We start from the raw sequence: 19099 nt of genomic DNA, 5'->3' as shown, positions 1-19099 counted from the left end.
ACTCGCCCAAAAACCAAGGATGACCCATCCTTGGTTTTTTTATAAGCCACTTCAATTCAGGAAAAACGCATCAGCAACCGCACTCGATTCGGGCGCAACCCCAGGAGCGGCAGCGCCCCTGCCTGGATATGCGCCGCTGCGGCTTTCAAGAGAGCGGCGCGAGCAGTTCCCCAACCCACTCAATAAACGCCCGCAAGCGCACATTCGTATGCTTGTTACGGTGAAACGCCACATGCAAAGGCATGGGGTCCATGCTCCAGTCAGCAAACAAGGCTACCAAGCGGTTTTCCTGCACAGCTGCATTAGCCAGATAGTCGGGCAGACAAACCAGTCCCAGACCAGCCTCACCCGCTGCCAGATAGGCATTGCCATCGTTGACAGCCAACCCGCTACATCCCCGCACAACTACGCTTTCCTTGTGACGACGCAAGGCATACGGAAACGGTTTGTTCTGATGCTCCCAAAGATAGCCCACCACCGAATGCTGCGAGCTATCCAGTTCGGTAGGATGGACTGGCGTCCCACACCGCTTCAGGTACGCCGGGGCGGCATATATCGCCAGACGCAAGCTCCCCACTCGCCTGGCTACTAAAGCCTGATCCTGAATCGGGCCACCTCGAACCACGCAATCCACACTCTCATCGAGTAGATCCACAGCTTTATCACCCACCCCCATATCCAGTTGAATATCAGGGTAACGCTGATAAAAAGACGGTAAGGCAGGCACCAGCACGCGACTGGCCAACGGGCTGGGCACATCGACTCGCAAACGCCCGGCAGGCAAGGCCAAGACGTGCGCCAGATCCCGTTCTGTATTGTCCAGGTCAGTCAGCAGTTGCTGCACGCGCTCCACGTACAAGGCGCCTGCGCTGGTCAGACTGACCTTGCGCGTCGTGCGATTGAGCAGACTCACCCGCAAGTGGGCCTCCAGTTGCTGCACCAGATGCGTGGCCCGTGTCCGGCTGATATGCAAGGCCTGAGCCGCTTTGGTAAAGCTGCCGGTTTCCACCACCTTGGCGAAGGTGCGCATCGCTTCAAAACGGTCCACGCATTATCTCCAAAGCGTAGTGGTCATTGTTTTGATTATAGAAACAGTGTGGTTCGTCATCCAGGGTTTATCCGCCCACGCCCAACGCCTACAGTAAATGACTTGATCAACTTCACCCACTCAAGCCGGTAGAGGAACCCCGAATGACTCCCTTACGCCAAGCCGTATTTCCTTCTGAGCGCCACGCCTTGTATGAACGTGCTCATTATTCGCCTGCGGTGCGCTGCAATGGCTTTTTGTTTGTATCAGGGCAGGTGGGCAGCCATCCAGATGGCACGCCCGAACCCGATCTGGAACAACAGATGCGTCTGGCCTTCGAGAACCTGCGTGCCGTATTGGCGGCCGCTGGCTGCACCTTCGCGCATGTGCTGGACGTGACCCTCTTTCTGGTCGACCCCGAGAAGAATCTGGACACCTTGTGGAAAGTCTTGCCAGATTACTGGGGTGATGCGCCCTACCCGGCCCTGACCGGCCTCGGCGTGCCCTGGCTATCGGGTTTTCAGTTCGAGATCAAGGTGGTAGCCCAGCTTCCCCAGGGTGAATAGAGGCCGGGCAATGCAGGGCAGCAAACCCCATCCCGACCTCTCGGCGCGAACGGTAGACACCTCGGCCATCTCCCCCCTCTCGACCATCTCAGGGTGGGAGGCAAGGTGTCTGCATCAGACTCGTCCGCACGTCTGTTTGACGGGGGACACCATTTGCCAGGGCCGATCGAATCTCAGAAAGCTGTCCCACGATGCAGCCCCACTCTTGAGTTCCACAAAAAGATCGGGCCTGGGCAGAACCTGGCTCACTCTCACAACGGCCGCAACAGCAATAAAGCGCACAAGGCCCACATAAAAAACGCAATACAGGCGTCCAGTACTCGCCAAGCAAAGGACTGACGAAAAACCGGCTGCAGCAAACGTGCCCCATAGCCCAGGGCCAGGAACCAGCACAGGCTGGCGGCACAGGCGCCCAAGGCAAACGCCCATTGCAAATGACCCGGATAGGGCATGGACAAGCTACCCAACAGCACCATCGTATCCAGATAAACGTGGGGATTCAAAAAAGTAAACGCCAGACACATTAGCACTATACGGCGGCGATTGCGCTCGCTTCCCTGACCGGCTAGCAAACTGCCCGTGCCCGCCCAGGCCCGCTGGGCGGCCCTCCATCCATACCAGGCCAGAAAGACTGCGGCCCCCCAACGCAGAACTTGCAACAGACCTGGCCACCCATGCACCAAGGTACCAATACCAGCAACGCCTCCCAGAATCAGGACAATATCAGCCAGCGCACAAATACCGACCACCAGACCCACATGGCGACGCTCCAGACCTTGCCGCAACACGAAGGCATTTTGAGAGCCAATAGCGATAATCAGGCCAGCTCCGCTCAAAAAACCCGTCGCTGCAACAGAGAAAAACATACCGCTCCCCTCGCGGAACTTGAAAACCGCCTTATAGTGCTATCCTTTAGCTATTAAGAAAAGCTAATTATTCTTTACATAGTTAAGCAAAACTAATCACTCCGGACTTGTCATGGATTTACTGCACCCACAGCTAAGAGCCTTTACAGCAGTCCTGGAGGAAGGCAGTTTCGAGGCAGCTGGACGTAGGCTGCACATCACGAGCTCTGCCGTCTCACAACGGATCAAGGCACTGGAAGACAGGCTGGGGCAGGTTCTGGTCATGCGCCAACCGCCTTGTCGCCCCACACCGGCAGGCGAACTGCTGCTGCGTCGTGTCCGTCCCATGCAGGCTCTGGAAGCAGAGGCCCTCGCCGATTTCCTGCCCGAGAAAAATGGAACGAACCGCCCCATCGCTATTGCGGTCAACAGCGATTCACTGGACACCTGGTTCCTTCAAGCTCTGGCCCAGCTCAGTCAGGCACACGGCTACTTGTTTGATGTACGGGTTGATGACCAGGACCATACGCTGGAGCTGATACGAAATGGCTCTGTGCTGGGCGCGGTCACTGCCGAGCCCACACCCTTGCAAGGCTGTGAGGTTCAGGCTTTGGGCATCATGCGTTATCAGGCCATTGCCTCGGCGGCCTTTGTCAGCCGACACTTTAGTCAAGGGGCACAGGCAGACTCACTGGCTCAAGCCCCCATGATTGTCTTTAATCGCAAAGACGAGTTGCAATGGCGTTTTATACGTCAGATCACCGATGTGACGCTTGCCCCCCCCATCCACTATCTGCCCACCTCGACCGGCTTTGTGAAGGCAGCAGCCTTGGGGCTGGGCTGGTGCCTGGCCCCGGACTCCATGGTTTGCGACGCTCTGGCAGCCCGGGAACTGGCCTTGGTCGCCCCGGGCCTTTGGCTGGATGTCCCCCTGTACTGGCAGCATGCCGCGATCCGGTCTGACACCTTGCGTAATATAGGTGCCGCGCTGCAAAACGCCGCCAGCAGCTCTTTAGGCCCTGTACAGGACTGATCAAGGACGGATCGGATCCATCCCGATCTGATCTGATCGGCCCCAGTCTGGTCGTGCGCGGCACGCTCGATCCAGCACGACGCCTTCAGGCCGCCGCCTCGGCCACGGCTCTGCGCACAGCCTCACGCTCGCCAACCCGCTGAAGATAGGCTACCAGCCTGGGGAATCTGCTCATCTCCACCTCATCGCCTTCAAGCCAGCTCCCCACGGTGTAAAGATAGCCATCGGAAACGGTAAATTGCTCGCCCATCACCCAAGGTCCAACAATAAGGGACTCCAGAAAGGCAGCACACGCCGTCATATTTTGTGGAACCTTAAGGCGCATGGCCTCGTGGGCCGCGGGATCATCGGCCCAGCGGGCACCCCGGCGCTTGTGTGCATGGGCGACATGCACCGTCGATGCCAGATAACTGTTGAGCTCCTGCAAACGAGCAAAAGCAAAAGGGTCGTCCAGAGGCGCCAACTGTGCCTGCGGAAAGCGTTGTGCCACAAAGGCCAGCAAAGCCGGAGTTTCAGTCAATGTCCCCTGTTCAGTCACCAGCGCCGGGACACGCCCCTTGGGGTTGATACGCAAAAACTCCGGGCTTTGCTGCTGATTAGCCGCGAAATCCAGCTTGACCACCTCGACATCCGCACCTGCCTCATACAAGGCAATGTGTGTTGCCAGCGCACAGGTACCTGCTGCGGAATAAAACACCCAACGTGCCATCTTGTGCTCCTCTTTTATTGTCGTTAAAGAGGCCATTATGACGCTGTAAATCCCGGGTTCGGGAAAAATGATGCGAGGCTTGGACCACGGAGCATCACAAACAGGCTCTCATTCGCCCTGTTGAATCGCCCCAGGTTTAGAGTAGGCTCCAAGCTTCGAGGGAATGGGGCACGAACAAGCTCCCCCTGAAGTCCGTGAGCGTGTCGTGCGCTTGGTACAGGAGCACACCGTGGTGAGTACCCGTCGCTGTGGGCGGGTGTTGAGTCTATTGCGCCGAACATCGGTTGCGTACCGTCCGCTTTGCTCGATTAGGTCAAGCGCAGCGAGATCGACAGCGGCAGGCGTGATGGCATGACCAGCAGCGAACGCGAACGCAGGAAGGCATGGAGCGCGAAAACAGGGCGCTACGCCGGACCAACAAGTTATTGGAGTCGGCCAGCGCTTTTATTGACCAGGCGGCACTCGACCGCGAGCTCAAGAAGTAAATGCCTATATAGACCGACACCGGGGCGTCTACGGGGTCGAGCGGAGCCATCGTCAAGCGCGCTGAAGAAACTCTATCACCGTACCCACTCTAGCGCGCTGTGCCGGTGAAGGCCGTATTTTAACCAAACAGCTCCTCGACTCCTGGAGTGATTCATATGAAACCAGAGAAGAAAACTCATTTAAGAAGATTGGCTTATAGGCTCTAAAATCAATCTTTCTTTACCTTTACCAATATTCTTCCTCTGCACTTTCAGCAGAGGCAGCTCGTTAGTATTTTTTACATGCGTCCCGCCACACGGTATTACATATCCATTACATTCCCAATAACGGGCATCCGGATAGTCCTCTCGTGAACTCATCGTTATCGAACATCCCCCTCTGATTAATTCATTAGCAAGCTCTTCAATCTTATTTATTTCCTCTTGATTGAAACGGTCTTCAACCAAAAAATCTAATCTGGCACCATCAGTTTTAATGTGGCAACCAATCGTATTTCCAACTACCCCAGGACGACATAGATCAATAGCCCAGTACAAAATATGCGCTGCGCTATGGTTTAAAGACATTTTTCTTCTACGATCACGATCAATTCTCAACAAAACCTCATCACCAACGTTAAAATTAATTAACCCATCCCTATTTTCAACTTTATGCAATATTATTCCACCAGTTTTTATACCTGAAAACCCATCAATAAAAATAGGTATAGCATCACAAATTTGAGCATCATTAAATTCGATAGCTATATTAGGGTTCTCAATCAATCGAATCTTGCCATGATCACTTTCTTGCCCCCCACCCTCCGGGTACGCTATAGTTTGATCAAGCTCAATTGCTAAATCATAGATACCCACTATTCTAGCCTTACATTCTAATTCTTCTGGCTTTTCATAATAACGCTTGATTGTTGTACGCATTATTTACCTTTCAATATCTTTTAACCTTCTTTTTTTACTAAAAAAATACCTGTCAATACAATAAAAATTCCAAACATTTCTTGTGCAGTTAATGTTTCATAAAAAATAAAATAAGATAAAATCGCTGAAATTACAGGCTGCATCAGAACGAGAACAGCAGCTAAGTTGACAGATATACCACCTAAAACATAGCTAAGACCGCCTTGCCCTAATATCTGAGAAAATATGGCCAAACCCAACAATGGCCACAAAGCTTCAAAATCATTAGGATAGGAAACTCCTTCCATGAGAAGGCTACTTATAAGAAGTACCACTATAGATCCGTATGCACTGTAATACATTACCTGAATAGCACTTGCCTTTTCTCTGACCTTATAAACAATAAGCAAAAAAATAGCATAGAAAATAGATGTAGCGAACGCTAACATATCACCATATAAGCTACCGTTCGATAAATCCCCCTTCCCTTCTATCAAAACCACTAACCCAATTAATGTAACCAGCAAACTAATTAAAAAATTACGAGAAATTTTTTCTTTATAAATAAAATAAGCAGCCGGAACAATAGTAAATGGAACTAAGTTAGCCAATAAGTTTGCGTTAGCTACCGTTGTATAATGAAAAGAAATATTCCATAAAATTAAATCTCCTGCCAGGAACATACCAGCAACAAATATCAACGACTTATCTCTTATAGATAAATGATTTCCTTTTTCAAACTTAAGTAATGGATACAATATTGGAATGCTAAATAGAACCCTATAAAACCCAGTTGCAACAGGCCCCAAATCACTTAATTTTACAAATATCCCTCCGGTCGCCAGACATGAAACAAAAAAAATAGTTAAAAAAAACGAACGACTTTTCATTAATTTCTCAAAATTATTTTCTGCTCATTACTTTCCATTACTACTGAACAGTTATCAGGAATATCAGCTCTAATTATAGAGTGAGGTGAAATTTTGACATTATTGCCAATACGGACCTTACCAAAAATTCGAGCAAACCCTCCAATTTCAACATTATTCCCAACAATAGGGTGGCGGCTTTTTTTTTCGTTAAATGCAATATGAGAAGAGCCTAAAATAACTTGCTGTAAAAAATAACAATTATCTCCAATAACGCAAGTTTCTCCAATTACCGCACCAACCCCGTGATCAATCACGAAACTATGACCTATACTGGCTGCTGGATGTATCTCAATCCCTGTTCTAACCTTAAAATATTCCGATATTTTTTTTGCTTCGATAACCTTTCCGTAATTAAATAAAATATAATTTGATATCCGGTATCCAATCACCGCATCAAATGACGAATAAGACAGCAAAAGAAATCTATAATCATTATTTGCAGATGGATCTTTCTCAAGAAACGCGTTCATATCCATAATTAACATTGAACATAAATCAAGAATCTCACTCCTTTTCAAATAATAAATACTATATCTACTTAACACCCCAACCACTTTTGAAAGAATTATCTCCTCATCTGAAATAGCAAGCATAGGCATATTTTTACATTTACTCATAGCCTATATAGCTCCTACCACTATCAGGGGCAACAGTAACAACAATCTTTCCTTTTTTATACTTTTTAGCCTCTTTAAGAGAAGCAAGAATATTTGCTCCTGATGACACACCTACAAAAATACCTTTATTTTTACTTAACCAACTCCTCAATTCCATTACCTCATTGAAATCAACATTTATCATATGATCAATAAGATTAAAATTTACTATTGGAGGAATAAAACCCACCGCTATAGCTTCAATCTTATGTTGAATAAAAATATTATTTTTAAAATCACATCCACTGGGTTGAACACCTATTACCTTTGTGTCCGAACTAATCCCTTTTAAATACCTACCCACTCCCATTAAAGTTCCGCCAGTTCCAATTCCAGCGACAAAAGCATCCACTTTACGCACTTTCAATTGATTTATAATTTCTGGCCCGGTAGTCAAATAATGCGACAAAGGATTAGCTGGATTAGAGAACTGATCTAGAGAAATATAATTATTATCAGAATTCAATATTTCTCTCGCCAGCCTAACATGCGACCCTGGCCCAGTATTGTGATCAGACAATATAATTTTGGCCCCATAACTTTCTAAATTTTTTATTTTCTCTTTACTGAAGTTATCAGGAATTACTAAATTAACTTTATACCCCAAAGCTATAGCGGCAATAGTAATTCCCAAACCAGTATTACCACCTGTCGGCTCCAGAATTATTTTGTCTTTCGTTAATAATTTTTTTTCTTGTGCATCTAATACCATATGCACTCCAGGTCTAGATTTAATACTCCCACCAGGATTGAACTCTTCTAACTTTACATAAACACCAGCTCTATCTGGATTAAATATATTTTCTATTTTTATAATTGGAGTATTTCCCACATAGTTTAGCAACTCAGTCATAGCCAGCCCTTAATACTTTTCTACCCAATCATTATTTAGATAAACATAATAAAAATGAATTTTTCCTAAACAGTTTTGTTTATATCCATCCACCTAAGATTAATCTAAATTTTTTAGTTGATATAGCAGCAGTGCTAGGCTATTGTTATGGTTACAGTTGACTATAGATAGACCGGAAGTCAAAAAAATGGCCGAGCGTGCCTATACAACCCTATATTTACAGGAAGTATTCTATGGATGAATCACTGTATTTGACGTTGAGTAATAAGCTAAACCAGGCGATTAGCTCAGGAACTTTTAAAGCCGGCTCAAGACTTCCGTCGGTAAGGCAAACCGCAAAAACTTACTCAGTTAGTGCCAACACTGTTGTTGCCGCATACCGCCATTTAGAAGACCAAGGACTGATACAGGCACGGCCACAATCAGGTTTTTATGTACGTGAACAAGTCCCTCGCCTTAAACAAACGTTTCCTATAGAAAGTGCCAGCGCACCTCCTACTCAAGGCGTATTGCAGCTAATTGAAACGACTTTTGCCACTCAACAAAATCCAGCTTTCACAAATATTTCTCTAGCCTGCCCAAAGCATGACTCTGAGTTTTATCCAAGTGAAAAGCTGAGTAGAATCATGAGTCAGATCGTCCGGCGCCAACACAATATGATTTGTGAGTACGCATTGCCACCTGGTAGCTTAAATTTACGACACCAGATAGCCAGACGGATGCTCGATGTTGGTGCTATTACTGATATCACCGAAATCACTATTACACACGGTTGTATAGATGCATTGCATTTGGCGCTCTTGGCAACCACCAAATCTGGTGATTGCGTTGCCCTAGAGTCCCCTACTTATTTTTATTTAATACCTTTATTAGCCACATTAGGATTGAATGTAATTGAAGTTCCCACGGATTCTGAGACCGGCTTAGACCTTACAGCTTTAGAGTTATTAATGAAGGACCATAAAATTCAGGCCATTGTCTGCATGCCTAATTTGCACAATCCTCTTGGTTGCAGCATGCCTCTCAAATCCAAGCAACAGTTGGCCAAATTAGTGAACAAATATCAGGTTCCTCTTATTGAAGATGGGCTGTATTGTGAACTTCATTTTGATCAAACCTTACCAGCGGTTAAGGCATTTGATTCCGATGGCTGGATTATTTTTTGCTCAAGTTTCACTAAAACCCTAGCCCCAGACTTCCGAATTGGTTGGATCTGCGCTGGACGCTTCAATCAAGAAGTACAGCGTCTTAAAAACCAGCTTTCAATGACCGAGTCTAGGTTACTGTGCGAGACCATCGCCTTATTTTTAGAATCTGGTGGCTACGATCATCATTTGCGAAAACTACGTAAACGCTACCAACAAAATATGGCTCAAGCACAATCGCTAATAGCGAACTATTTCCCTGCAGGAACCCGCACCACAAAACCACAAGGTGGATTTGTTTTCTGGGTAGAAATACCTGGAAATATAGATACCGTTGAGCTACATATCGAGATGCTTAAAGAAAATATTTGCCTTACTCCAGGCGCATTATATTCACCTAACTCTCGATATAACAACGCATTACGAATATCATGCTGCTATCCGTTTAATGAAAAATATCGTTTTGCTATTGAACGTGTCGGCGCTAAGGCATGTGCACTGACTGGCATATCTTCAAATCGAAATCATGAATCCATTCAACATAAGCCGTAGAAAGAGTTTTTATTCAAAACGTTATTCTTTGAATTTTAGCCACCTCTGGGCCGCTTCGTCTGAACAATAACTTTCTATCCGCAATTTTTTTCCTCGTCCACCTACTTAATGTCCGTTTATATCCCTGTGAGAACATAACTTCGCCTCATAATTGCTACGTTATAACATAATGTTTATATAATGATGTGTACTTGGGATACAACCTATCATCAATCAGCAACGAGTCGTTATGACATTGGAGCAGTCAGACGCACTCTTAATCGCTGATGCCCTCCTAGACAAACTGCGGGAACATGTCCAAACGGCCCCAACGCAGGTTTATCGAGCGCTTAAGCCTTTGGAAACTTACGGGCTTTTCCATCGCATGAAATGAATCGCCCCAGGTTTAGAGTAGGCTCCAAGCGTCGAGGGAATGGGGCACGAACAAGCTCCCCCTGAAGTCCGTGAGCGTGTCGTGCGCTTGGTACAGGAGCACACCGTGGTGAGTACCCGTCGCTGTGGGCGGGTGTTGAGTCTATTGCGCCGAACATCGGTTGCGTACCGTCCGCTTTGCTCGATTAGGTCAAGCGCAGCGAGATCGACAGCGGCAGGCGTGATGGCATGACCAGCAGCGAACGCGAACGCAGGAAGGCATGGAGCGCGAAAACAGGGCGCTACGCCGGACCAACAAGTTATTGGAGTCGGCCAGCGCTTTTATTGACCAGGCGGCACTCGACCGCGAGCTCAAGAAGTAAATGCCTATATAGACCGACACCGGGGCGTCTACGGGGTCGAGCGCACTGAAAAACCAGGGCTGCCGTAGAATTGGCCACGCTGGACTGGCGACCAGCAGTTTCGGAAAGTGTGGGTATCAATTCTGAAAAAAGCAGATGGGCGTTACAGGTGCCCTTACCAAACCCGCCACACCTATGCTTCCATGATGCTGTCGGCGGGTGAGCACCCGTTGTGGGTGCTCAGTCAGATGGGCAGCAGTGACTGAACAATGATCGCCAGAATTTATGGAAGATGGATGCCGGACGCGGACATTGGGACAGAGTCCAGGGCCGAACAAGCATTCAGTCCCGCCATTGCTGGATCTGCTATTAAAAAGGTCATCTGATGATCGTGCCCAGCCCATGCTAAAACAGCCCCAAAAAGAAAAAACCAATGACCGCTAAGTCATTGGTTTTTCAGGATTTCTTGGTGGAGTCGGGGGGAATTGAACCCCCTAACAATCACCAGTTGGCGCGCCTTTCCACATGACTCCTGTCATGAGCGCGTCATTTCTCACCCTTTTCACTATCAGGAGCAGCCTATGGCAGAACCTCTGTCGGAACTGTTGCGCTTACGCATAACGCCATCGCAACGCCAACACCTAAGCGAAGCAGCGGCCTTAGCCGGGCTATCTTCATCAGAATATGCCCGCCAACTGCTGACCACTTCTCAATCCATGCAATCAGAGCTGGCGTCACTGCGCCATGCTCTAGAGAATCTACTGGATCAACACTCGCCAGCCACTCAAATGGAAACCCTGATACTGCTGCGGACCTTGATCCAACCCGAACAAGTCAGCCAGGTACACAAAAACATGCTGACCATGGGATACATGCCAGCTCACTCGGAGATGTCATATGGAACCCGCACCTAAAGAAGGCAAGCAACAATCAAGTGGTCGTGCCTTCATCCTCGGAGTAGTCGCAACACTTATTGTTCTTTCTGCCTGGAACTCTATCCCTGAGTCTGGCGGGAGTTGGATCTTGCAAGCGATCGCCTTTCTTGCACACCTATTCATGTGGGTTTTTATGATTGCCGTCGTCACCAAGTTTTGCTCGTCACTCTGGAGATGGCTCACTCGTTAACACAACAACAAGGATCATCATGATCAATGACCTCAAGACCGTTTCAGAAATCAACGCAGAAATTTCCCGCCTTCAGCGTAAAGCGGAAGTTATCAAACGCAAGACCCGCCAGAATGTACTTGCTGACATCGTACGAACCATGCGGGACAACGACCTAACCATGGACGAGATTGCACAGGCCTTTCGCCATCCAGGTGTTAAGCCAAATGCCTCGCCCACAGTCAAATACAAACACCCAAGCGGTGCAACTTGGTCAGGCAGAGGCCGTACCCCAGGCTGGATGAAAGCAGCTGAAGCCGCAGGTGAGTCGCGTGAACGCTACCTGCTTCCCACCCCGTCAACCAACCCGCAGTAATACAAAAGAAGGGCATCTCCCCTTCCGCCCTCTCCCTTCCAGTCGTTCTGTGGCCCAGCGCCATCGTCTTCTATCCATTTGGAATAATCATGAAACAGCTCCCCATTTCATTGGGTGCGCTGGCGTTGGCCTGCGCGTCCACCTCTTATGCTCAATCGTCCGAAGTCTTGACTGGACTTCCCGGATTGGCTTGTGAAGCCGTCCTATGCTTATCCAGCAGTCTGCAACCAGGCGAATGCGCCGCCTCTCTCGATCATTACTTTGACATTCGCAAATACGCCAAAGGCATGCTCGACTGGGAGGCCACTGTAGACGCTAGACGTTTTTTCCTAAGTATGTGCCCAGTTGCATCTGAACCCGGCATGTCGGCACGTATGGATGCCATCTCTCGCGGAGCAGGCAAATGCGATCCTGACTATCTCAATGCGACATATGGGCAAGACATCTACCGCTACCGGATGGTGGGCTCTAATTATCTGAACATACCCGCTATTCGGGACTTGTCCCTTATCAAGACAGTCACCCTAACTAAATTGCCCAGCTACTGCGTTGTCTACAACGATCATGAATGGACATACGACTTGAGCATTAAGTACGTCGGTGATCCAAATCGTGGGGGCTATTGGGTTCCGGCCAGAGGCTACGTATCAGCCCAATCAAAATGGGATGCTGAACATACTGGTAGCTGGGCCAACAATTGGCACTACTCGTTTGAAGATCCTCGTCGCAATATCGACGACACCGCAGGCACTGGGAACAACCATTGAGAGAGAGCCGTGCTAGCAGAATTCGCGCTTTTGGCCGCCACATGTGCGCCCAACATTCATGAAACGACGTTATCGGCCCTGGTACGCCATGAATCTAAGGCCCAGGTATATGCCATTGGCATAAACAAAGGTAAACGACTGGACAAACAACCAACTGACTACGAACAAGCCGCACAAATTGCTAACGATCTCATTGATCGTGGCATTGATTTTGATGCAGGTCTTGGTCAGATCAATGTTCGGAACTGGTCTTGGCTTGGATTGACGACAGAAACAGTCTTTGATCCCTGCACTAATTTGCAAGCTGCTCAAAAAGTGCTGACGGACTGTTATCAGCGATCCTTACGGCAAACAACCGATGAGCAACGGGCTTTACGTTCGGCCTTATCTTGCTACAACACAGGCAACTTCGAGCGAGGCTTCAGCAATGGATATGTCGGGAAAGTCCTGGCGCAGGCTGGGGTGAAGATACCAGCGATCAAAGCCATCAAAAATGACGCTGTAGTCGTAACAGCAGAACCTAAGCAGCCCCGACCCCAAAGAGCAGGGAAGCCGGATGGCTTTACAGGAAACAAAATCACCGACGGCTTCAAGAGTTCTGAGGGAAAAGCTTCAGCACCTCCTGAACCAAACGAAGTCACGCCAGCAGTATTAGTACAACTCTCTGCCTAACTACTCCAAGCACTCTCCAGCGACAAGCGGATCGAGGGGTTAGTGCGGCCCACAGCCGCGTCAAGCGGGAACAAGCCCCCTTAATGCAGCAGGAGCAACCTCACGCTATTTCCGAAGACAGGGACGAAGAGCCGACGGCTCGTAGCCCAAGTTCCCTAGGATCGAGTTGACGAGGACAGAGAGCTCAGAGAGGCAGCACCTCTTTGCTTATGGCCCAAGTGCCAGCCACCAGATTTTTATCAGTGCCCATTCGGGCAAACACATCCCTTTTCTTAACCAAAATGCCCGGTGTTTTCTGACACCAGGCCAAGGAGCTATGCATGTTTGTTAAGCAATACCTGACCCGTTTAGCGCAAAACCATGTCGTGCGCCATGTTTACCAGTCGGCCATTGTGGCAATGCTGACCACCAATATGGCCTATGCCCAAGCGATTGGGGGCTTGAATAAAGCAAAAACGACACTGGAAGCGCTCCGTGACGCTCTTATCATTATTTTGCCCATCGCCTGCGTGATTGCCGGTCTGGTGATCTGGGTCCTGTACTCCGCTGAGGTCATGCGTAAAGAAGATGCCACACGCTGGGCTATTGGCGTTATTGGCGCAGGCTCAGTTATCGAAATCGTGGCGCTGCTCTGGAGAGGTTAAGACATGGCAAACAACCCAGACAACTACGACGATGACGAAACTGAACTAAAGCCTTTTCACTATCTCGTGTTTAACGGTTTAGGTAGGAAGCCAACATTCATGGGAGTCCCCACCATGGTCTTCCTCGGCACTTTGTCCTCTGTCGCCATCTTGGCCATGTTCATCGGTCTGTACATGTGGGCCACCTTGATCTTTGTAATCCCATGGCTGGCCTGGATTACAAAATCTGATGACAAAGCCTTCGAGATCTGGGGGTTGGAGCTGAAGACACGACTCAAAAACCGCAATAAAAGTTTTTGGAATGGTTCCAGCTACACCCCAACCTCATTCTCAGCGCGCCGACCCTGGCGCCACAAATAAAGGAGTAAGTAATGAACGCGCTGACTTTGAAGGAGCGTCCGGTATCACATTACGTACCGTACTCACACCACGTTACTGACGAAATTATTGCGGACAAAGGCAATGAGTACCTGGCGGTCATCAAGGTCAGCGGCCGCTCCGCCATGGCCGCCAGCCTGGAAGATCAAAATGACTGGCTTGAAGCCTTGCATAACGTCCTTCGTGGTTTGCCACTCGGCAAGCTGGGCTTATATACGCATATCGTCGGTCGCTACGTGACTGAATACCCAAACAGCCAATTCTCACAAGTCTTCGCCCGGCAGTTCGATGACTCCTATCGAGCAACCTTCAATGACAGAAATGCTTTGAAGGTCAACGAGCTCTACCTGACCGTCTCTATTCATCCCGTAGCAGATGAATTACTGGGCGTGATGGCATCGCTTGAAAAAGCATCTCCTGAACGTCTAAAGGCATGGCAAACCGAATCCATTGAGGATCTGAAAGGGGCTGTTCGCGCCATTCTTGCTGGGCTGCATCGCTATGACGCTGAAGTTCTGAAAATTGTGGATCGAAATGGGTATGCGTTTAGTGAGCCAGGTGAATTTTTTGGATTCCTGCTCTCTGGTGAATGGCATGCAGTGCCAGTGACGGATGGCTACCTGTGGGACAGTTTGCCGTCTGCGCGACCCGTATTCTCGCGCTATGGCGAACTAGGTGAAATCAGAACCCTTACCAGGACACGAAAATTTGGAATGCTGGAGTTGTTTCGCAAGCCGGGACAAGTACGGCCCGGCCACTTGGACTCTATCTTGTCCAGCCCTTATGAGTATGTCATCACTCAATCTTGGGGTAGCTTTACCAACTCGGCCGCTAAAAAGCTCGTCAAAAAGCACAAGAAACTCCTTCAGGACTCCAATGATGATGCACCGGGTCAAGTCAAGCAGTTAAAGAAAGTGATCGAAAAGATCGAGACTGGAGACCTTGGGCTGGGTGACCATCACGCAACCATGTTGATCTGGGGAGAGGACGCTGATTCTCTGCGCCGCTCCATGTCCGATATGAGAGCAAGATTCGCCGATCGCGGTTTAGTTGTTAAGCCACTTGAAAAAGCCCTGGAGGCTGGTTTCTGGTCGCAATTGCCAGCGAATTGGAGTTGGCGAACGCGTCCCGTAGCTATCACGAGCGAGAATTTCCTTTGCTTCAACAGCTTCCATAACCAGCTCTCTGGAAAAGCAACCGGCAACCCGTGGGGGCCTGCCGTAACGATGTTTAAGTCAGTTGTAGGTGCGCCCTTCTTCTTCAACTACCACGTATCACTTGAAGAGGTCGACGAGACTGGCCAACGACGACCCGGCAACACCTTGATCATTGGATACACCGGGACCGGCAAAACAGTGCTGCAAGGGGTATTGCTCACTCAAGCACAGAAGTTTGGTGCAACGGCGCTTATCTTGGACAAAGATGAAGGACTCCATGTACTTGTATTGGCCCTGCGTGGGCAATACTTCACTCTCCGTTTGGGTTTACCGACTGGCTGGCAGCCTTTCCAACTGGACCCGACACCCAAAAACATGGCCTTCATGCGCCAATTGGTGGCGCACCTAGCCGGACTTCGGGGTGAAACGGTCTCTACCAAGGAAGCAAAAGACATTGCGAAAGCAGTGGAAATGCTAATCCTGGAAATTGACAAAGAAGATCGAGGTATCCATACCCTTCTCCAGTATCTACCTGACTACTACCAGGAAGAAGGACAGCAGCTCACCCTGCATAAGCGCCTCTTGCCATGGAGGCGTGACGGTGAATATGGCTGGGTCTTCGATAACCCGACAGACAGGCTAAATCTGGAGGTGCCTGAAGGACACAATCCCATTTTTGGTTTTGACCTTACAGAAATCCTAGATGATGAGCATGTTCGCGGCGCAGCGACGATGTACATACGACATCGCAGCCAGGCTCTGCATGACGGTCGACGGATAATCAATTTGGTGGATGAGTGCCAACATCCTTTGAAAGACAAGCACTACCAGGATGACATGCAGGACGCGGTTAGGACCATCCGTAAAAAGAACGGTGTGCTGGCGTTCTCCACCCAGGAACCAGAAGCCATTGCAGAAAACCCGGTCGGACCTTCGATTATCCAACAGGCCGGAACCCTCATTTTCCTTCCAAACCCACGAGCAAAGCGCGAAACCTATATGAAGGACTTTGGGCTAAGCGCTAGAGAGTTTGAGCTAGTGAAACAACTTGGAGAAAAAAGCCGTCAATTCGTCGTCAAACAGGGCTCCAGCGTCACGGTCGCCGGGTTGGATCTATCTACATGCCCTGAAGCACTTTTGGTTTTTTCCGGTAGCCCCGACATGGCCACCATTGCTAAACAGGTGATTGCCGAGGTTGGCGATGACCCAGCCACATGGTTGCCCCTTTACGTCGACCGGGCCGAACAAGCTCGTAAAGGTGAGGAAACCGTCGAGCTGATTGATCATTAACGTAATAGCGTAAAGATTAATTTCTTAGCTATTATTGTGAGGTTAATTAAATCCAATATTAATTTAATGGAGCCCAGTGTGAATAAACGAAAATTTATATTTGTTTCCGGCCTAATTGCAATCAGCCTAATTACTGGCTGCCAAACAAAAGAAGAAAAATTCGCAGGATACTGGCTCCAAAACAGCGACAAACGCCCTGTTTCCATGCATATCAAACCTGATGGCAGTGACTTTCTTGTCAATATCAACCAACTTAATTTCGGTCGATTTTCAAGAGATATTGAAAAAGGGGTATACAAAGGAAACGGGATTTTGACAATAGGAGAGAAAAAGCAAGTCAAATACAGTGACGACAATGATTCATTAAGTGATGTTGATGATGAAACCATCACATTCAAAAGAGTGACAGCGGATCAATACAAAGCAGCCAGCAATCACTAGACTTAATCCAATCCTCTAGCCCCCCCTTTAGTGGCCAGTTTTTACTGGCCATCTCTTTGCGCCGTCCTGGCGTATCCATGTATCCCTCGGAGCAATTATGAAAAGCATTTCTGCGCTTGCAGCAGGGCTTTGCCTTGCCTTTTCACTTGTATCGCCCAGCTACTCAGCCGGTGGCATTCCTACACTGGATGTGAACTCAATCCCCCAACTCAACGCCTTGTTGGATCAACTGGAGACGGCGCGTGCTCAGCTCCAACAGGCGCAAGCACAAGTTCAAGCACTAACCCACTCCTCGGGCTTTGGCTATGTTCTTGAGAATGCCGATGTTCGGCGAATGATGCGGGATTCACTACCTAGTGATGCCTCTGCGCTCCTCAATCGCCTGGATGGCCAGAACTCGACGCTTTCAAGCTCTATCAGCGCCATAGCTGAAGACGTCAATGCACCGGTGAACTTCCAACAGGACTCTAAGGCGCTTCGTGAGCGATCTGTACGCATTGCGGCGACAAAAAAGGCCATGTCTGAACAGGCGTACAACGCGATGACGAAACGACTTGAGACGATTGATGGCCTCCAGGCCCAAATCAATCAAACAACTAACCCGAAGGAAATCGCAGAGTTGCAAGCTCGCATTGCGATTGAGCAAGCGAACATTCAGGCAGACCAAACCCGTATTCAACTGGCGGAACAACAGTTTGCTGCCGAATCGGCACTGCTGGAGGAGCGCGGCAATGTCGTCTACGGGGGCTGGTTTGGCGGCAGAAACAGACAAGCAACTCCATAACTGGGGATCATTATGGCTTTTGATGCAAACAGGATATCCGAGCCAGCCAACATTAACCGGATCGGCGAGTGGTTGATGAGGCAAGTGGATGTCGTTTTGAATACCGCTATAGCGACACCCATTGAGCAACTCGCCCGGGCCTTGGCTCCAATCATTGTCGTTGGGCTAACCCTGCAATTTCTGTTCTACAACATGGCCATTATGCGTGGCTATGGAAACATGACTGTCACTGAACTGATGTGGAAAGCAATGCGAGTGGCACTCATTGCCGGAGTCGCAACAGCCGGTGGTTTCTATCAGACTAATATTGTCGATGTCATGATCTCCTTGCCTGACGATGTTGCCGGTATCGTGGCAGGCGGCAATACCTTCTCCGACAGTATCGACACCCTTCGGGCAAGGACCGACTCAGCCGCGGCCACCATGGAGCAGACAGAATCAAGATGGTATCCAAGCAGTAAGAACATCTTAGTCAGCATTTATGCAGGGTTCTTAACGGTAGTCACCGCGATAATTAGTGCCTCTGTAGCGGTGCTGATGATTGTCGTCAAAGTTGGTATGGCCTTAGTGGTAGCAGCCGGGCCATTTTTCATAGCCGCATTAGCCTTTGAGCGCACGGAACGGCTATTTGATAGTTGGGTGTCACAGGCTCTTAACTTTGTGATCCTGGCATTACTAGGCGCACTGATCATGTCTATTTTGCTAGAGCTAACCCTCTCGTACATAGCCATGCTCATACGGCTACTGACCGAGGGAGACACATCACTTCTTTCATTGATCGCTGGATACTTTCTCGTGGGGATTGCCACGATTGTCATCATCGTTATGTTGCCTGGACTTGCCCAAAGTCTTTCCAGCGGCTTCGGCGCCCAATTTGGCCTTGGCAGCGCGGGTCGCGGGGCCATGAATGCCATGCGCGCTGGTAGCTTGATTCGGAAGTTGATTCGCTAATAAATCCTTAACCGCGCTACAGCACCACCCATTTCCTCCTCAACTCTTCCATAAAGCCCAACAGTCCACATAGCTGGGCCAGGAGTCATTCCCGATGAAAATACAACTTGCCGCGGTGGCTT

The 19099-nt window shown here is 49.0% G+C and carries 20 protein-coding genes, 1 tRNA gene, 2 pseudogenes and 2 other annotated features; of the genes and pseudogenes, 15 read left to right on the top strand and 8 right to left on the bottom strand.

Annotated elements, in window-relative coordinates:
- Positions 1–145: 145 nt before the first annotated feature.
- Positions 146–1048, bottom strand: a complete 903-nt coding sequence (locus tag V6936_RS02225) for a LysR family transcriptional regulator (RefSeq protein ID WP_003799103.1) — start codon at positions 1046–1048, stop codon at positions 146–148.
- Between the two features lie 143 nt (positions 1049–1191).
- Here V6936_RS02225 and V6936_RS02220 point away from each other — a divergent pair, with 143 nt between their 5' ends.
- Positions 1192–1593: a RidA family protein gene (locus tag V6936_RS02220; protein ID WP_003799101.1), complete on the top strand. Its 402-nt coding sequence runs from the start codon at positions 1192–1194 to the stop codon at positions 1591–1593.
- Between the two features lie 251 nt (positions 1594–1844).
- On the opposite strand, the gene V6936_RS02215 is transcribed toward V6936_RS02220, so the two are convergent.
- Positions 1845–2459 (bottom strand): LysE/ArgO family amino acid transporter, encoded by a 615-nt coding sequence (locus V6936_RS02215; protein ID WP_240208558.1) that lies wholly within the window; start codon positions 2457–2459, stop codon positions 1845–1847.
- Positions 2460–2571: 112 nt separating this feature from the next.
- Here V6936_RS02215 and V6936_RS02210 point away from each other — a divergent pair, with 112 nt between their 5' ends.
- Positions 2572–3471 carry a LysR family transcriptional regulator ArgP gene (locus V6936_RS02210; protein ID WP_240208557.1) on the top strand — a complete coding sequence of 300 codons (900 nt, stop codon included), beginning with the start codon at positions 2572–2574 and terminating at the stop codon, positions 3469–3471.
- Positions 3472–3556: 85 nt separating this feature from the next.
- On the opposite strand, the gene V6936_RS02205 is transcribed toward V6936_RS02210, so the two are convergent.
- Positions 3557–4180: a glutathione S-transferase family protein gene (locus tag V6936_RS02205; protein ID WP_003799093.1), complete on the bottom strand. Its 624-nt coding sequence runs from the start codon at positions 4178–4180 to the stop codon at positions 3557–3559.
- A gap of 163 nt (positions 4181–4343) precedes the next feature.
- Between V6936_RS02205 and V6936_RS02200 the strand changes: the two are divergent.
- A pseudogene (locus V6936_RS02200) lies at positions 4344–4706 on the top strand (IS3 family transposase); the annotation flags it as partial.
- Positions 4620–4746: a sequence feature (AL1L pseudoknot), on the top strand. Its footprint overlaps the pseudogene before it by 87 nt.
- Before the next feature lie 99 nt (positions 4747–4845).
- Here V6936_RS02200 and V6936_RS02195 read toward each other — a convergent pair.
- Genes V6936_RS02195 through V6936_RS02180 form a run of 4 tightly spaced genes read right to left on the bottom strand, consistent with a single transcriptional unit; the run spans position 4846 to position 8003 of the window.
- Positions 4846–5583 (bottom strand): alanyl-tRNA editing protein, encoded by a 738-nt coding sequence (locus V6936_RS02195; protein ID WP_240208556.1) that lies wholly within the window; start codon positions 5581–5583, stop codon positions 4846–4848.
- A 20-nt stretch (positions 5584–5603) separates the two neighbouring features.
- Complete coding sequence (locus tag V6936_RS02190; RefSeq protein ID WP_039944133.1) at positions 5604–6452, bottom strand: DMT family transporter; 849 nt, start codon at positions 6450–6452, stop codon at positions 5604–5606.
- Positions 6452–7111 carry a serine O-acetyltransferase gene (locus tag V6936_RS02185; RefSeq protein ID WP_336579325.1) on the bottom strand — a complete coding sequence of 220 codons (660 nt, stop codon included), beginning with the start codon at positions 7109–7111 and terminating at the stop codon, positions 6452–6454. The genes V6936_RS02190 and V6936_RS02185 overlap by 1 nt, the downstream gene beginning before the upstream one ends.
- Positions 7104–8003, bottom strand: a complete 900-nt coding sequence (locus tag V6936_RS02180; protein WP_336579324.1) for a PLP-dependent cysteine synthase family protein — start codon at positions 8001–8003, stop codon at positions 7104–7106. Before V6936_RS02180 ends, V6936_RS02185 begins: the two co-directional genes overlap by 8 nt.
- A gap of 233 nt (positions 8004–8236) precedes the next feature.
- Between V6936_RS02180 and V6936_RS02175 the strand changes: the two genes are divergently transcribed.
- On the top strand, positions 8237–9700 hold the full coding sequence (locus tag V6936_RS02175) for an aminotransferase-like domain-containing protein (RefSeq protein ID WP_240208550.1): 1464 nt from the start codon (positions 8237–8239) through the stop codon (positions 9698–9700).
- Between the two features lie 412 nt (positions 9701–10112).
- A pseudogene (locus V6936_RS02170) lies at positions 10113–10475 on the top strand (IS3 family transposase); the annotation flags it as partial.
- Positions 10389–10499 (top strand) — a sequence feature (AL1L pseudoknot). It overlaps the preceding pseudogene by 87 nt.
- 381 nt (positions 10500–10880) lie before the next feature.
- Here V6936_RS02170 and V6936_RS02165 read toward each other — a convergent pair.
- A tRNA-Leu gene (locus V6936_RS02165) sits at positions 10881–10946 on the bottom strand.
- Between the two features lie 48 nt (positions 10947–10994).
- Here V6936_RS02165 and V6936_RS02160 point away from each other — a divergent pair.
- From V6936_RS02160 to V6936_RS02115, 10 genes are all read left to right on the top strand, one after another.
- Positions 10995–11327, top strand: coding sequence for a plasmid mobilization protein (locus tag V6936_RS02160; protein WP_336579323.1), 333 nt, complete (start codon positions 10995–10997; stop codon positions 11325–11327).
- A 230-nt stretch (positions 11328–11557) separates the two neighbouring features.
- Positions 11558–11893 (top strand): H-NS histone family protein, encoded by a 336-nt coding sequence (locus V6936_RS02155; protein WP_336579322.1) that lies wholly within the window; start codon positions 11558–11560, stop codon positions 11891–11893.
- An 89-nt stretch (positions 11894–11982) separates the two neighbouring features.
- A complete protein-coding gene (locus tag V6936_RS02150) occupies positions 11983–12660 on the top strand; it encodes a TrbM/KikA/MpfK family conjugal transfer protein (protein WP_336579321.1) in 678 nt (225 codons plus the stop codon).
- 9 nt (positions 12661–12669) lie between these two features.
- Entirely contained in the window at positions 12670–13332 is a 663-nt protein-coding gene (locus V6936_RS02145) for a lytic transglycosylase domain-containing protein (protein ID WP_336579320.1), read from the top strand.
- A 320-nt stretch (positions 13333–13652) separates the two neighbouring features.
- Positions 13653–13976, top strand: a complete 324-nt coding sequence (locus tag V6936_RS02140) for a conjugal transfer protein (RefSeq protein WP_336579319.1) — start codon at positions 13653–13655, stop codon at positions 13974–13976.
- A gap of 3 nt (positions 13977–13979) precedes the next feature.
- The gene (locus V6936_RS02135) at positions 13980–14336 is read left to right on the top strand and encodes a type IV secretion system protein VirB3 (RefSeq protein ID WP_336579318.1); all 357 of its coding nucleotides are present in this window, start codon (positions 13980–13982) and stop codon (positions 14334–14336) included.
- Positions 14337–14347: 11 nt separating this feature from the next.
- Entirely contained in the window at positions 14348–16801 is a 2454-nt protein-coding gene (locus V6936_RS02130; protein ID WP_336579317.1) for a VirB4 family type IV secretion/conjugal transfer ATPase, read from the top strand.
- Between the two features lie 78 nt (positions 16802–16879).
- A complete protein-coding gene (locus tag V6936_RS02125) occupies positions 16880–17242 on the top strand; it encodes a hypothetical protein (protein WP_249459635.1) in 363 nt (120 codons plus the stop codon).
- Between the two features lie 97 nt (positions 17243–17339).
- Positions 17340–18026: a type IV secretion system protein gene (locus tag V6936_RS02120; protein WP_336579316.1), complete on the top strand. Its 687-nt coding sequence runs from the start codon at positions 17340–17342 to the stop codon at positions 18024–18026.
- Positions 18027–18038: 12 nt separating this feature from the next.
- The gene (locus V6936_RS02115; RefSeq protein ID WP_249459638.1) at positions 18039–18977 is read left to right on the top strand and encodes a type IV secretion system protein; all 939 of its coding nucleotides are present in this window, start codon (positions 18039–18041) and stop codon (positions 18975–18977) included.
- Positions 18978–19099 lie beyond the last annotated feature (122 nt).

It is taken from the genome of Alcaligenes sp. CHO6 (assembly GCF_037120595.1).
In the GTDB taxonomy this organism is placed as follows: Bacteria; Pseudomonadota; Gammaproteobacteria; order Burkholderiales; family Burkholderiaceae_B; genus Alcaligenes; species Alcaligenes ammonioxydans.
The sequence above is the reverse complement of the archived record's forward strand: the minus strand, read 5'-3'. Positions and strand labels throughout refer to the sequence as shown.